The 14,718-nt window shown below is 47.1% G+C and carries 11 protein-coding genes and 1 pseudogene; 9 read left to right on the forward strand and 3 right to left on the reverse strand.

Features of this window, described 5'->3' with window-relative positions; genetic code table 11:
* Positions 1-31 precede the first annotated feature (31 nt).
* Positions 32-1,033 (forward strand): annotated as a pseudogene (locus B7Y67_RS01265) (FAD-dependent oxidoreductase); the annotation flags it as partial.
* Positions 1,034-1,092: 59 nt separating this feature from the next.
* Here B7Y67_RS01265 and B7Y67_RS01270 read toward each other — a convergent pair.
* Together B7Y67_RS01270 and dprA are read right to left on the reverse strand one after the other, a co-directional pair.
* Positions 1,093-3,765, reverse strand: coding sequence for a DNA topoisomerase III (locus B7Y67_RS01270; protein WP_293596954.1), 2,673 nt, complete (start codon positions 3,763-3,765; stop codon positions 1,093-1,095).
* A 197-nt stretch (positions 3,766-3,962) separates the two neighbouring features.
* Positions 3,963-4,661, reverse strand: a complete 699-nt coding sequence (gene dprA, locus B7Y67_RS01275; RefSeq protein WP_293596955.1) for a DNA-processing protein DprA — start codon at positions 4,659-4,661, stop codon at positions 3,963-3,965.
* A 71-nt stretch (positions 4,662-4,732) separates the two neighbouring features.
* Between dprA and def the strand changes: the two genes are divergently transcribed.
* From def to B7Y67_RS01315, 8 genes are all read left to right on the forward strand, one after another.
* Positions 4,733-5,248, forward strand: coding sequence for a peptide deformylase (def, locus tag B7Y67_RS01280; protein ID WP_293596956.1), 516 nt, complete (start codon positions 4,733-4,735; stop codon positions 5,246-5,248).
* A gap of 7 nt (positions 5,249-5,255) precedes the next feature.
* On the forward strand, positions 5,256-6,278 hold the full coding sequence (gene fmt / locus B7Y67_RS01285; RefSeq protein ID WP_293596957.1) for a methionyl-tRNA formyltransferase: 1,023 nt from the start codon (positions 5,256-5,258) through the stop codon (positions 6,276-6,278).
* Positions 6,271-7,137: a zinc metalloprotease HtpX gene (htpX, locus tag B7Y67_RS01290; protein ID WP_293596958.1), complete on the forward strand. Its 867-nt coding sequence runs from the start codon at positions 6,271-6,273 to the stop codon at positions 7,135-7,137. Before fmt ends, htpX begins: the two co-directional genes overlap by 8 nt.
* Position 7,138: 1 nt before the next feature.
* A complete protein-coding gene (gene rsmB / locus B7Y67_RS01295) occupies positions 7,139-8,452 on the forward strand; it encodes a 16S rRNA (cytosine(967)-C(5))-methyltransferase RsmB (protein ID WP_293596959.1) in 1,314 nt (437 codons plus the stop codon).
* The gene (locus B7Y67_RS01300; RefSeq protein ID WP_293596960.1) at positions 8,449-9,030 is read left to right on the forward strand and encodes a DUF4390 domain-containing protein; all 582 of its coding nucleotides are present in this window, start codon (positions 8,449-8,451) and stop codon (positions 9,028-9,030) included. The genes rsmB and B7Y67_RS01300 overlap by 4 nt, the downstream gene beginning before the upstream one ends.
* Entirely contained in the window at positions 9,027-11,336 is a 2,310-nt protein-coding gene (locus tag B7Y67_RS01305; RefSeq protein ID WP_293596961.1) for an ATP-binding protein, read from the forward strand. The genes B7Y67_RS01300 and B7Y67_RS01305 overlap by 4 nt, the downstream gene beginning before the upstream one ends.
* A 2-nt stretch (positions 11,337-11,338) precedes the next feature.
* Positions 11,339-12,019, forward strand: a complete 681-nt coding sequence (locus B7Y67_RS01310; RefSeq protein ID WP_293596962.1) for a response regulator — start codon at positions 11,339-11,341, stop codon at positions 12,017-12,019.
* A gap of 109 nt (positions 12,020-12,128) precedes the next feature.
* On the forward strand, positions 12,129-14,327 hold the full coding sequence (locus tag B7Y67_RS01315; protein WP_293596963.1) for an OsmC domain/YcaO domain-containing protein: 2,199 nt from the start codon (positions 12,129-12,131) through the stop codon (positions 14,325-14,327).
* Positions 14,328-14,474: 147 nt separating this feature from the next.
* Here B7Y67_RS01315 and B7Y67_RS01320 read toward each other — a convergent pair.
* The coding region (locus B7Y67_RS01320) for a DUF3014 domain-containing protein (protein WP_293596964.1) at positions 14,475-14,718 on the reverse strand (244 nt) is incomplete at its 5' end.

The following is a 14,718-nucleotide window of genomic DNA, read 5'->3' on the forward strand; positions in this document are numbered from 1 at the left end:
TAAGAAGTCTTTTCAAAAACATCTTTATTTAATGACCTCACCCCAACACCATGACATCGTGGTGATTGGGGCAGGCATTGCAGGATCAAGCATTGCCAGCGAGCTGCTCGAGCGCGGTCAAGTAGTTTGCATTGTCGACTCAGCACCCCACCCTGCATCAGCGTGCTCTAGTCATGCTTACGCTATTGCACATCCACATGTTGGTCGTGGTGCCCCCCGTTTATTACGCTTAACCCGCATTGCATTTTTGATGGCCGATGCTCGCTGGGGCAAGGTCTGGAATCAGCATGGCATCTTTCAGCCAAACAAAAAAGACAAGGCCTTTAATCGGGGTGATGTTGCAAGCTACCTGCAGTCACTCGATCTTGATGAAGGTCTGGCAAAAGCCCTTTATGCGGATGATGCAATGCAGGTTTGTGGAATTTCTCAAGACGGCATTTGGCTTCCACGGGGGGCATCATTAAATTTGTTTAAAGCAACACAAGATGCGTTGGCCCCCCACCCAAGACTGACTTGCTGCTGGAATACTTCTGTCGCTCGACTAGAAAAAGTTGATGCAAATTGGGGTTTATTCAATGCCCATGATGAACTCATCATGACTGCTGGCAAGGTCATTATTGCGGCAGCCTTAGAAACTAAAAACTTGGCAGCAAGTATGGGTGTCCGGCTTCCCTTGAGGCCTGTGCGTGGACAGTTGAGTATCTTTTCAATTGATGCGAAAAATCAATGGGCTTCAAAACTTCCGCGTACTGCAATATCGGGCGATGGCTATTGTTTGCCGGCCAAGAAATTACCCGATGGGAATAATCAGTGGATAGTGGGCTCCAGTTTTGACGAGGGAGAATCCGATCTTCAGGATTGGGATTCAAGTGATGACTTTAATCGTGAGCAGGCAAAGGGCTTGCTGAATTATGCAGATGGCGATGTAAGCCATTTACAGAAAGTGGGAAGCTTTGTGGGGGTGCGTTGTGTTGCCGGCGATCGCCTGCCAATCATTGGCGCACTGACTCAACGCCCAGGGATATTTTTGGCGGCAGCCCTGGGGTCAAGAGGCGTACTTTGGTCAGCCTTAGCCGCCAAACTCATTACTGCTCAAGTGCTCGAAGACGATTTTGCTTTACTGGCGCGCTTAGGCTTTGCTGCAGATTTGGTGGCTGCACTGGCACCAGCACGTTTCTTTGCCGGGGCTTTGGCAGCAGCACCCGCTTTGGGTGCTTTGGCTTCAAACTCAAAACCAATTTTGCCATCGGCGCCCAAAGCAAGATAAGCCTTAAAGCCACGACCTGTTCGGTTGGATTTGAAATTCGTCAGTAAATCTGTTTTGCCCTCTGTGAGCAACTTCTGAACCTGCTCCACAGAAATTTCTTGTTGCAAAACTACCTTACCGGTTTTGAAGTCGCATGACTTATTTGGGCCGGTATTGTTTTCGCATACATAGCGCATGCCATCTTCATAAACTGCACCAGAACATTTTGGGCAGACACCCAGGGCCTGGCGCCCAGTAAAGTCAACGGGCTCAGACTCATCTTCCTGAGAATTGCCAAAATCAAATTCAAGCTTGAAGCCCGCATTTGGATAGTCGGCATCATCTTCAGGAATTTCGCTTAATTTAATAATTGCAGCAAATGGTCTTCCCATTTTGCTGCGGAATCCTTGGAGTGGCCCAATGGTTTTTTCACGAAGCAACTCTTCTACTTCTGGATACTCAAATGCACGCCCACCCGGAGTTTTACTGATCGTAAATCCACACTTCTCACATGCAAAGCGACGATAGTTTTCTTTAACGGCGCTTTTGCAGTGTGGGCACGGTGTAGACATGGTTGCATAGTCGCCAGGGATTGTATCGCTGTCATACTCTTTTGCGCGTTTGACGATGCGTTGCGTCATCTGTGCAATTTCTTGCATGAAGGTGTCGCGATTCATCTCGCCACGTTCAATCAGAGAGAGTTTATTTTCCCAACTACCCGTGAGATCGGGCCTAGTTAATTCTTCGACATCCAAGCCACGCAGGAGCGTCATCAATTGGAAGGCTTTAGCGGTGGGAATAAGTTCGCGCGCTTCGCGAACCATATATTTCTCAGCCAGCAGGCCTTCAATAATGGCGGCACGGGTTGCAGGCGTGCCCAGACCTTTTTCGGCCATGGCTTCACGCATTTCATCGTCATCTACCCATTTACCGGCGCTCTCCATGGCCGACAACAAGGTTGCTTCAGTATAGCGAGCTGGTGGTTTAGTTTTTAATGGGATAGCTGCGATAGATTCGGTTTGCACAGTTTCACCTTCTTGCACTGCTACCAGCTCATCATCTGCTTGATTGGATCTGCCATACACCGTTAGCCAGCCTGGTGAGACCAGAACACGCCCCTCCGTTTTAAAGTGATGTCCTGACGCCTCGGTGATGCGAGTGGTGACACGGAACTCGGCTGCGGGATAAAAGACCGCCAAGAAGCGACGTACAACTAAGTCATACAACTTTTGCTCTGGTTCACTGAGGCTCTTTGGAGACTCTAAGGTAGGGATGATCGCAAAGTGATCTGATATTTTTGAGTTATCAAAAATACGTTTATTCGGTTTGATCCAGCCATATCCTGCTTTCGAATCCTTAGGGTCGCCTTGCAAAATTTGTTTAGCAAATGGACGATATTCTTGTGCGTTTTCAGCCAGGTTTTCCATGGTCTGTTTTACGGTATCAAGATAATCCTCGGGCAAGGCCTTGGCATCTGTACGTGGATAGGTCAGCACTTTATGGCGCTCGTAAAGAGCTTGAGCTAAGCCCAGAGTATTTTTAGCGGAGAAACCAAAGCGCGCGTTGGCTTCGCGTTGCAAGCTAGTTAAGTCAAATAACTGAGGGGCTAGTTGAGTTGCTGGCTTAGCCTCTTCCTTGACGCTCGCTTTTTTATCGCGACACGCTGCCACAATACTTTGTGCGGCAGCTTCACTCCATAGGCGATTCTCGCGTGTATCTGGGGCTGCAGCATTCTTCTTGAATTTAGGATCAAACCAGCGGCCTTCATACACGCCAGCTGCCGCAATAAATTCTGCCTTAACCTCCCAATAGTCTTTGGAAATAAACTTACGAATCAGCTCTTCACGCTCTACAACAATTGAAAGCGTTGGCGTTTGCACTCGACCAACTGTCGTCAGAAAGAATCCACCACTTTTGCTATTAAATGCTGTCATGGCACGAGTGCCGTTAATGCCGACCATCCAGTCTGCTTCAGAGCGGCAGCGTGCTGCATCCGCTAGAGGCTGCATGTCGCTATCGCTGCGAAGAGAAGCAAAGCCATCGCGAATTGCTGCCGGCGTCATTGATTGCAACCAAAGGCGCTTAATAGTTTGTGGCGCTTTTGCATGCTGTGCAATCAAGCGGAAAATTAATTCACCTTCGCGCCCCGCGTCACATGCATTAATGAGTTCGTTAATATCTTTACGCTTAATGAGCTTTTGCAATACCTTAAGTCGCGATTCTGTTTTGGCAATCGGCCGTAAATCAAAGTAGGGTGGCACAACAGGTAGATTTGCAAAGGACCATTTGCCGCGTTTGACATCAAATTCTTCGGGGGCAGCGATCTCTAATAAATGACCAACTGCAGAAGAGATAACGAAGTCATCGCTCTCGAAATAATCCTCATATTTAGTGAAGCCACCTAAAGCTTTGGCAATGTCATTCGCAACGGAAGGTTTCTCCGCAATGATCAGCGCCTTTGGGTGATCAACGGTTGAAGTCTTTGGGCTGCTTTTTTTGGTAGTTGCTTTAGTTGCCACGCGTTTTGCCTAAATTTGAGCTTGAAATGATGTTTTTAATGGGTAAAACGGGTGACTAATTTAAACCAGATCCTGGTCAGACTACCCCCGCACCCCTTTTTTATTATTAACCGATAAATTGACAAAAGTCCAAAAGCCTCTTTTTCTGGATTTAGTAAGACCCTATTAAAGGCCCTAGATATTCTTAAAAAGTCGCTTTAAATGCCTTTAAATGGGGTTTTTGAGCATTTTGGCAGCTCCTCAAGGATGTCTTGCGGGGATTGGACTAGTTTGGCGCCCTGCTGAAGTAACTGATGGCAGCCCTTCGAGAGAGGGTTATTTATCGAGCCTGGAATAGCAAAAATCTCTCGGCCGAGCTCACAGCCTAGTCTTGCTGTAATAAGCGAGCCAGAGCGCTCAGCCGCCTCAACTACAAGGATTCCAAGGGATAGGGCAGCAATAATGCGGTTCCTGCGCGGGAAGTGCCAGGCTTTTGGCCCCAATCCTGGCGCTAGCTCGGATATTAAGAGGCCACACTGAGCAATGGTCCTTGCTAATCCAAGGTGTTCTCGTGGATACACGATATCCAGCCCTGTTCCACACACTGCTAGGGTTGGGTGGCTGCAATTCGGCCCAAGTGCGCCGCGGTGGGCTGCCCCATCAACCCCCCGGGCTAGCCCGGAAACAATCAGATAGCCCTCATCAGATAGGGCTTGTGCAAAAAAATGGGCATTTTTGAGCCCCTCCAGGCTGGCGGCGCGTGACCCAACAATGGCAATCATGGGCAAATCCAGCAAGTGAATATCCCCATATATATAGAGTGAATTGGGTGGGTCAGATAAATCCAGTAGCCGAGCTGGGTAGCTAGTGGTGTTTTGATGAATTTGGACGATGTCTGGATTTTTTGGGGTGTGCATAAGGCAATTTTCAGCATGGGGCTAGAGAGAACTATCAGGACAGCCTGATTACTCTGTTGGATAATTCCTATATGGCTTTATTAACTGTCCTTTGTTACCCAGATCCACGCCTACACAAGGTTGCCAAACCCGTAGCGCAGGTAGATGCACGCATCAAAAAAATTGTGGCCGATATGGCCGAGACGATGTACGACGCTCCTGGTGTTGGTTTAGCTGCAACGCAGGTAGATATTCATGAGCGAATTGTTGTGATTGATGTTTCGGACAATCAAGACGAGTTAATGGTATTTATTAACCCTGAATTGGTTTGGTCAAGTCCAGAAAAAAAATCATGGCGTGAGGGCTGCCTTTCTGTGCCTGAGTATTACGATGAAGTTGATCGCCCTGCTGTAGTGCGGGTAAAGGCGCTCGACATCAATGGAAAAGAATTTGAAGTAGAGGCAGATGGCCTGTTATCGGTCTGCTTGCAACACGAGATGGATCACTTGCAGGGCAAAGTATTTGTTGAGTACCTCTCGATGTTGAAGCGCAATCGTATTTCTCTCAAAATGAAAAAGCGCGCAAAAGAATTAGTAGGCGAGCACTAAGCGCCGAATGAAAATTGTTTTTGCTGGTACCCCAGAGTTTGCTGCGCAGGCAATGCGCGCAATAGAAAAGTCTGGCCATCAAATCGTTTTGGCACTTACGCAGCCAGATCGTCGGGCGGGTCGTGGCATGCATCTTCAGGCGAGCCCTGTAAAAATATTTGCGCAAGAAAAAAATATTCCAGTGTTGCAACCAGAGTCCCTCAAACTAAATCATGCCGACTTGCAGAAGCGAGCCGCGGCGCAAGAGATGTATCGATATTTATCTGGCATTGATTTTGATGCAATGGTTGTTGTTGCCTACGGATTAATTCTTCCTCAAGACATTCTTGATCTTGCTTCTCACAATGACAGACACGGCTGCTTTAATATTCACGCCTCTCTGCTACCTAGGTGGCGCGGTGCAGCGCCGATACAGCGCGCTATTGAGTGCGGTGATGATCTTACGGGTGTGAGCATCATGCAAATGGATGCAGGCCTAGATACAGGTGATACTGTTTTAGTGGGTGATTTGAAAATAGCATCTGACGAAACCAGCGCATCACTCCATGATCGTCTTGCAATCATGGGCGCTGAGCTGATGGTAAAAATTTTGAACGACTTGGATCAAGGCCTTGTTGTCACAAGAACTCCGCAATCTACCGAAGGCGTTACGTACGCAGAAAAAATATTAAAGAGTGAGGCAGAAATTGATTGGCAGCTAAGTGCTGCTGAAATTGATCGACGTATTCGAGCCTTCAATCCATTTCCTGGATCCACAAGTAGTCTTTGCGGTGAGCAACTGAAGTTTTGGAGCTCTCGCTTGTCTGACAAGGCGCCAATACATCAAGATGCAATTCCTGGACGGGTTGTGGGTTTTAGTGGAGATGGGGCGTATGTTCAATGCGGAGAGGGCGTCATTGAAATTTTAGAAATGCAAAAGCCTGGCGGAAAAAGAATTTCTGCCAATCTATGTATTCCTAACGGCGCCAATGTAAACCCTGAAATGACATTTGAAAAGTTCACGAATCAGCTAGGTGGTGCGAATGTTTAATTTGGCGAAGACCGCTATTTTGATGGCGGCAATCACCGCACTTTTTGTCGTGGTCGGCGGTATGCTAGGTGGCGAGCAAGGAATGCTCATGGCGCTATTGATAGCGATTGGAATGAACTTCTTTAGCTACTGGTTCTCAGATACGATGGTGCTGAAGATGACTAACGCGCAGCAGGTAGATGAGCGCTCTGCTCCACAGTTGTATGGCTTGGTGAAAGAGTTAGCCGAGAAAGCTGGACTCCCTATGCCAAAAGTCTTCGTGATTGATGAAGATGCTCCCAATGCATTTGCAACGGGTCGAAATCCTGAGCATGCTTCTGTTGCAGCAACCACTGGCATCTTGAGGGTTCTTTCAAGCCGTGAATTACGTGGCGTAATGGCACATGAGCTTGCACACGTTAAACACCGAGATATCTTAATTTCTACTTTGGCTGCAACGATGGCGGGTGCAATTTCTGCATTAGCCAACCTTGCTATGTTTGCTGGCGGTCGTAATTCAGAGGGTCGACAAGGAAATCCACTGGCTTCATTGCTGGTCATGATTTTGGCTCCGCTTGCGGCCAGCCTAATTCAGATGAGTATTTCCCGTGCTCGTGAATATGAGGCGGATCGAGGCGGCGCAGAAATGAGTGCTGATCCAGAGGCCTTAGCGCAGGCCCTGCAAAAAATTCATGCTTACGCCCAAGGCATTCCATTTCAAGCGATTGAGCGACATCCTGAAACGGCGCAGATGATGATTATTAACCCTTTGGCTGCTGGCGGACTTTCGCAACTTTTTTCTACTCATCCCCCAATGGAGGAGCGAGTAGCTCGTTTAATCAGCATGGCTAAAAACGGGGTTTACCCCGGAGCGGAGTAATTTGATCGACCAAAAAACACCACGCACTCTCCCGCTATCGGAGGCGATTACTATTTCAGCGCAAGCAATTGGCGAGGTAATGGTGGGCCGGTCGCTTACAGAGGTTTTGGATCAGCTAGAAGCCCATGAGCGCCCCATCGTGCAAAGTCTCACATTTGACGCTCTACGTAAGTGGGTAAGATCACATGAGTTTATTAAACAGTTCATTCCAAAAGCGCCACCTCAAGAAGTAGAGTATTTGCTCAGTGTTTCAATCGCCTTGTTTTTTCAGAATGGAGTTGAGGGTAAGGGCTACGCAGCACATACGATTGTCGATCAAGCAGTAAAAGCCTGTAGCGAATACGAGCCCACAATGTATGCCAAAGGGTTGGTGAATGCCGTTCTTCGGAAGGTGAGCCTTGCGGTTCAGGCAGAGAATGAAAAGCCTTATCCACCAGACCCTATTCCTATGTTTTTCCCGCCCTGGTGGAGGGCTAGCCTGAAGCGTAATTATTCCAAGTCTTGGCAGGCCATGCTCATTCGGCAAGCGCAACGTGCGCCGTTGATATTGCGAGTAAACGCTAAACAACACACGCGCCAGGAGTACCAAGACCTATTGCATGAAGTTGGTATTACGGCAGAGCCCATCACCAGCGTTGCCGGAATTCCATTGGATTCGGCTTTGTTGTTGCGTGAGCCAGTACCCGTCTCTGATTTGCCTGGTTTTTATAGTGGTTCAGTTTCAGTTCAGGATGCAGGTGCACAAATTGCAGCTGTGTTGCTTGATCCAAAACCGGGTGAGCGGATATTAGACGCTTGCGCTGCTCCCGGAGGAAAAACAGCCCATCTACTAGAGTTGGCGCAATGCGAGATGATTGCTTTGGAGCTCGATGGCGAACGTCTTGGAAAAATTGGCGGCAACCTGGATCGTTTGCGACTTCGGTCTGATGCAGTGCGAGTTGTACGCGGCGATGCCTCAAAGTCAGTCTGGTGGGATGGAAAGGCGTTCGATAAAATTCTTTTGGATGCGCCTTGCTCAGCATCGGGCATTGTTGCGAGACATCCAGACATACCTTTCTTGCGTCGTGAAGCAGACATTAAAGCGCTGCAAGCACGACAGCGCGCCATTTTGGAGCAAGTCTGGAAGATGTTAAAGGTTGGCGGTACGCTCTTGTATGTGACTTGCTCGGTATTTCCTGAAGAAGGCGAAGGGCAGGTGAGGTGGTTTGCGACAGAGCATCTTGATGCGTTACGATTAAGCGCCCCCGGACAAATTTTGCCTGCGGAGCTAAATGATGGTTTTTACTATGCTTTGTTTAAGAAAAATAGGCCATGAGCCAAAGCATTAAACAATTCATTCTTTGTAGTTTGCTGGCGCTGAGTCTATTTTCAGCCGCTGCAATTGCAGAGGGAATCAAACTGAAATCTGCTGAGCTTGAGCGGGTGGATAACGACTGGCTATTAAATGCCACGTTTAAGATTGAATTAACACCAGGCTTAGAAGATGCAGTGCAAAAAGGTGTTGTTTTATATTTTCAGACGGAGTTTGATGTAACTCGTTCGCGTTGGTATTGGTTTGATGAGAAGCCCGCGCTTGCTCAACGGTTAACGCGCTTATCCTACCAACCAATGACTCAGCAATATCGTATTGCATCTGAAGGCTTTACTTTTTCTGCAAGAACGATCTTTGAGGCTTTGCAAGCAGTGGGTGGTATTGGAGGTTGGCGGGTAATTGACAGTGGTCAAATTGACCCTAGCAAGTCTTACACTGCTGCATTAAGAATGAGCTTGGATTTGAGCAAGTTACCTAAACCTTTCCAGGTAAATGCCCTTAACAATCGTGACTGGAATGTGACGAGTGACTGGGTGCGCTTTCCATTTTCGCCAAATGGCCCCAACCTAATTAAACGATGAAGATATCTTTAGACTTCATTGGCTCAAACGCGTTTGAGAAAGACGCCTGGAAAAGACGTGCGCTACCTATAGCAATGGCGGTGATTGGCGCCTTTGCACTGCTATTGCTTGTACTCTTATCGATTGCCACATCAAACACCGAATTTTTTGATAACTACTTTATTTGGCTCTATGCAGCTAATGTCATCATTGGTATTTGTCTGACTTTGGTGATTCTCACTTTAGTGATTGTGATTGCCATTCGTTGGCGCAAGGGTCGATTTGGTACGCGCTTAGTGGCGAAGTTGGCCATGATTTTTGCTTTAGTGGGTGTCGTTCCGGGATTAATTTTGTATGGCGTCTCCCTGCAGTTCGTTTCTCGGAGTATCGAAACTTGGTTTGATGTCCAAGTAGAGTCTGCACTAGATGCTGGTCTCGAGTTGGGGCGCGTTACTCTTCGTATTGCGCAAGAAGAGATTCTGGCAGAGGGTAGCTATATTGCCGAGCAAATAGTGCAGGTACCATCGGGCACCAGTTCTGAGCAAGTTGGCGCGATGGTAATGAAGATCCGCAATCAATTTGGCATTCAAGAAGTGAGTCTTTTTAGTATTCAACGTAATTTGATTTTGACCAGTGAGTCAAAGCCTAAAAAATATTTGCCCGCACCAAGTGCTGACGTGATTGCCGAGGCCTTTAAAAAGAAAGGCATTACGGCTGTAGAGCAAACTGAAATGGATGGGGGGCAGAACGGCTATAGGGTAAGAGCGATTGTGCCGATTGTGCGCAAGAAGCAGATCCCAGGTAAGTTAGGTGCCGGCAAAGAAGTAGACGATAAATATTTTTTGCAGTTAGTGCGCTTCATTCCCGGCCCATTGGCGAAAAATATCGTTGCAGTTGAGTCTGCCTATAGCGATTATCAAGGGAAGTCATTGGGTCGAACAGGCCTAAGAAAAATGTTTGTGGGCACGCTGACATTAACCTTGTTCTTTGCTTTATTTGTGGCCGTGACATTGGCTTTAGTTTTGGGTCGCCAGCTGGCCAGGCCTTTGCTCATGCTATTACAAGGAACGCAAGCAGTTGCCCAAGGTGATTTATCGCCCAGACCAGAGCTAGACACGGGCGATGAGCTGGGGATGTTGACGCGTCAGTTTAATGTGATGACACGCCAACTGGCTGATACAAGAACTTCCTTACAGGAATCGAAGTCTTTTTTAGAGACGGTTTTAGGTAACCTTACTGCTGGTGTTTGTATTTTTGATAAGAATTTCAATGTGGTTTCTAGCAATGCTGGCGCCGATCGAATCTTTGCGCAAGACTTAACGCAAATGGATGGGCGCCCATTAAGTGATATCTCAGGTCTAATTGAGTTTGACCAAGCCATAAAAGAAGGTTTTGCTACGATGAAGCTGGCAGTTGGTGTGGAGGGGAACCAGCAAGGTGTGGGCGCACATAAGTCGGCACCAGTTTGGCAAAAGCAAATTCAGCTTCACAGCACGAATGAGTTTGAAAATGAACCTGGCGTGACTTTGTTCATCCGCGGAACCGAGTTGACTGCAGATTTACGTATGGTGGTATTTGATGACATCACCGACGTCGTAAGTGCGCAGCGCTCCATTGCCTGGAGTGAGGTAGCTAGGCGCTTGGCCCATGAAATTAAGAATCCACTAACCCCGATTCAGCTCTCAGCAGAGAGATTGCAGCATAAGTTGGCTGGTAAATTGAGCCCGGAACAGGAAGAGATGATGAATCGCAGTACTGAGACCATTATTGGGCAGGTGCAAGCGATGAAAGAAATGGTGAATGATTTCAGGGATTTTGCTAAGACGCCGAGCCCACAATTGAAATCAGTATCGATCAATACTTTGACGCAAGAGATTCTAGGTTTGTATGAGGGAAGTCCTTTAAAGACTCAGCTTGATCCACGCTGTCCAAGCATTATGGGCGACCCTACACAACTGAGACAGATTATTCATAATCTTTTACAAAACGCACAAGATGCTACTCTTGAGGGAGCGCATCAAGCCGAGCCAGTTGAAGTGAAAACCGAATTAGTGCCCTACGGTGAATTGAATGGTGTGCCGCAATATGCGGTACGTTTAACAATAAGTGATAGTGGTTCAGGGTTTCCGGCTAAGATATTGGCAAGAGCCTTTGAGCCCTATGTAACGACGAAGAGGAAGGGCACTGGATTGGGCTTAGCAGTAGTGAAGAAAATCGTGGATGATCACGGTGCCAAAATTGAAGTTCGGAATCGCATGCAGGGAGATGAAGTGATCGGTGCGCAAATATCAATTTTGTTTATGAATCTGGCAAAAGAGGCAGCATAAGAATGGCAAGTATTTTGGTGGTCGATGATGAGATGGGAATTCGGGAGCTTCTCAATGAGATTCTGACGGATGAAGGCCACACTGTTTATGCAGCGGAGAGCGCTGTGCAGGCGCGCACTATCCGTGAGCAAATGCGCCCCGATCTCGTTTTGCTCGATATCTGGATGCCAGACGTTGACGGCATTACCCTGCTGAAAGAGTGGTCCAAGACGGGGCAGCTGACGATGCCAGTAGTCATGATGTCAGGACATGCCACGATTGATACGGCCGTCGAAGCCACGCGCATTGGGGCACTCAACTTCTTAGAAAAACCTATCGCACTTCAAAAATTACTCAAGACCGTCAACAAGGCGCTTGAGAGCTCACCTAAGTACATTGAGCCCGTTGAAGAAAAGGCATCCACAACGCCTTCATCAACCCCAAGTCCTAAAGCGATCATCAGCGAGCAGGCGCCGCAAGTTCAGGATAGTGAATACATCAGCGGGATTGCAAAAACCTATTTTGATTTACCGCTGCGCGAGGCTAGGGACTTATTCGAAAAAGCTTACTTTGAGCATCAAATGATCATCATGGGCGGTAGCATGACTAAGATTTCTGAATACACGGGCCTAGAGCGAACCCATCTCTACCGCAAACTAAAGGCTTTGGGAATCGATACTTCACGCAATAAGGCTGAACAGTAAGAAGATGCGCCATTAGTTGCCGGCAATGATTCTTTGGGCTTGTTGATGCGGCACACAGCATCGCTGTTGCGACGGATAATAGCGCTCATATCATTTCGGAATCATTTCCATGGAAATAAAGGTTAACTTTCTCGATAAGTTGCGTCTTGAGGCCAAGTTTGACGACTTCACGGTGATCGCCGATCAGCCCATTCGATACAAGGGCGATGGCTCGGCTCCTGGGCCTTTTGATTACTTTCTGGCTTCATCAGCCTTATGTGCAGCCTATTTTGTAAAGCTGTATTGCGATACACGCAATATTTCAACTGAGAACATTCGTCTTTCGCAAAACAATATTGTCGACCCAGAAAACCGCTACCAACAGATATTTAAAATCCAGGTTGAGTTACCAGAGGATATTTCTGCAAACGATCGTCAGGGTATTTTGCGATCGATCGAGCGTTGTACGGTTAAAAAAGTTGTTCAAGCAGGCCCAGAATTTGTCATTGAAGAGGTCAAGAACCTAGATGCTGATGCGCAGAGTCTATTGGCTTTGAGTTCGGCCTCCGACGCAAGTACTTATATCCCAGGAAAGGATTTACCGCTAGAGCAAACCATTGAGAATATGTCTGGTGTGTTAGCAAACCTGGGAATTAAGATCGAAATCGCCTCATGGCGCAATCTCATACCGAATGTATGGTCTTTGCATATTCGTGATGCGCACTCGCCAATGTGTTTTACGAATGGCAAAGGCTCTACGAAGGAAAGCGCCCTAGCCTCAGCCTTGGGTGAGTACATCGAGCGACTTAGTAATAATCATTTTTATGCTGGCGCATTCTGGGGTGAAGAGGTCGCCAACAGCGCTTTTGTGCATTACCCAAATGAGCGTTGGTTTAAGCCCGGATCTAAAGATGCGCTACCAAAAGAAATTCTTGATGAGTATTGCCTCAATATTTTTAATTCTGATGCTGAGCTACACGGCTCACATTTAATCGATACCAATTCTGGAAATAGCGAGCGCGGTATTTGTTCTCTACCGTATATCCGTCAGTCCGATGGTCAGACTGTTTATTTTCCATCTAACCTCATTGAAAATTTGTATGTCAGCAATGGCATGAGTGCCGGCAACACGCTGGCTGAAGCCCAGGTGCAGTGCCTTTCAGAGATTTTTGAGCGCGCAGTTAAGCGTGAGATTCTTGAAGGTGAAATCGCTTTGCCAGATGTCCCGCAAGCAGTACTTGCAAAATATCCCAGTATTTTGGCCGGCATTGAGAGCCTTGAAGGGCAGGGCTTTCCGGTATTGGTTAAGGATGCATCGTTGGGCGGTGTCTATCCTGTCATGTGCGTTACTTTGATGAATCCTCGAACAGGTGGAGTATTTGCATCGTTTGGTGCACACCCAAGTCTAGAGCTAGCGCTAGAGCGGAGTTTGACGGAGTTGCTACAGGGTCGAAGTCTGGAGGGGCTGAATGATTTACCCCCACCCACTTTTGCACGTGAAGCGGTCACCGAGCCAAATAATTTTGTTGAACACTTTATTGATTCGAGCGGGATTGTTTCTTGGCGATTCTTCAGCGCAAAGTCGGATTACGGTTTTGTTGAATGGGATTTCTCTGGCAAAGGTGAGGACTCTAATGCGCAGGAGGCAGCTACTTTATTCGGCATTCTTAAATCCATTGGCAAAGAAGCTTACGTTGCAGTGTATGACCAGCTGGGGGCAATTGCTTGCAGAATCCTGGTGCCCGGCTACTCCGAGGTTTATCCAGTGGAAGATTTAATTTGGGACAACACCAATAAGGCGCTATTGTTCCGTGCCGATATTTTGAATCTATCCAACTTAGATGACGCCAGCTTAGGCCGACTGCTTGAGCGTTTAGAAAATAATGAGCTAGATGAATACGGCGATATTGCCACATTGATCGGTATCGAATTTGATGAAAATACGCCGTGGGGTCAGTTAACAGTTTTAGAGTTAAAGCTACTTATTCATCTTGCCTTAAAGCAATTTGAAGAAGCGCATGAGCTCGTGGGTGCCTTCCTCCAATACAACGACAATACTGTTGAGCGCAAATTGTTTTATCAAGCTTTAAATGCTGTATTAGAGATTTTGCTAAATGACGATTTGGAGCTTGATGACTATATCGTCAACTTTCGCCGAATGTTTGGCAATGAGAGAATGGACGCAGTCATCGGCTCAGTGGACGGAAGAATCCGTTTCCATGGCTTGAGCCCAACCAGCATGAAGTTGGAGGGTCTCGATAGGCACCACCGCCTAATTGATAGTTATAGAAAAATACATCTTGCTAGATCCAAAATCTACGCTGAATAATTTTGTGCGTATACCAGGGCATAAATACGGCGTCTATCTTTTGGCCTGGTAGCTCAGTCGGTAGAGCAGAGAATTGTGGGCTTTTAAGTCCCGCATTACTTGAATTCTACTTTGCTTAATATTGCATTACAACAACATGTTCCTGATTTAGCCATCTCTCGCCGGTATGGGGCGATTAATCAGTTCCCGAAAATATTTTAATTTCGCTTTCACTGCAGATTCATTTTGAGGCCCCAGTCTTAGCATGATCTTTTGACCAATTGTTAGTTGCTCATATATGCTTTTTTGAAATTGGTAATGAGTCCACGGTTGGATAAATTGATATGGCCCCTCTACTTTCATCATTGCCACTGGCATTAATTCAGAGGCCTCGGGAGTTTTAATTAATAAA

It is taken from the genome of Polynucleobacter sp. 35-46-11, assembly GCF_002281105.1.

Coding starts and splice junctions, on each gene's coding strand:
- B7Y67_RS01315 (WP_293596963.1), top strand. CDS start 12,129: ATGGAAATAAAGGTTAACTTTCTCGATAAGTTGCGTCTTGAGGCCAAG.
- htpX (WP_293596958.1), top strand. CDS start 6,271: ATGTTTAATTTGGCGAAGACCGCTATTTTGATGGCGGCAATCACCGCA.
- B7Y67_RS01300 (WP_293596960.1), top strand. CDS start 8,449: ATGAGCCAAAGCATTAAACAATTCATTCTTTGTAGTTTGCTGGCGCTG.
- B7Y67_RS01310 (WP_293596962.1), top strand. CDS start 11,339: ATGGCAAGTATTTTGGTGGTCGATGATGAGATGGGAATTCGGGAGCTT.
- def (WP_293596956.1), top strand. CDS start 4,733: ATGGCTTTATTAACTGTCCTTTGTTACCCAGATCCACGCCTACACAAG.
- fmt (WP_293596957.1), top strand. CDS start 5,256: ATGAAAATTGTTTTTGCTGGTACCCCAGAGTTTGCTGCGCAGGCAATG.
- dprA (WP_293596955.1), bottom strand. CDS start 4,661: ATGCACACCCCAAAAAATCCAGACATCGTCCAAATTCATCAAAACACC.
- B7Y67_RS01305 (WP_293596961.1), top strand. CDS start 9,027: ATGAAGATATCTTTAGACTTCATTGGCTCAAACGCGTTTGAGAAAGAC.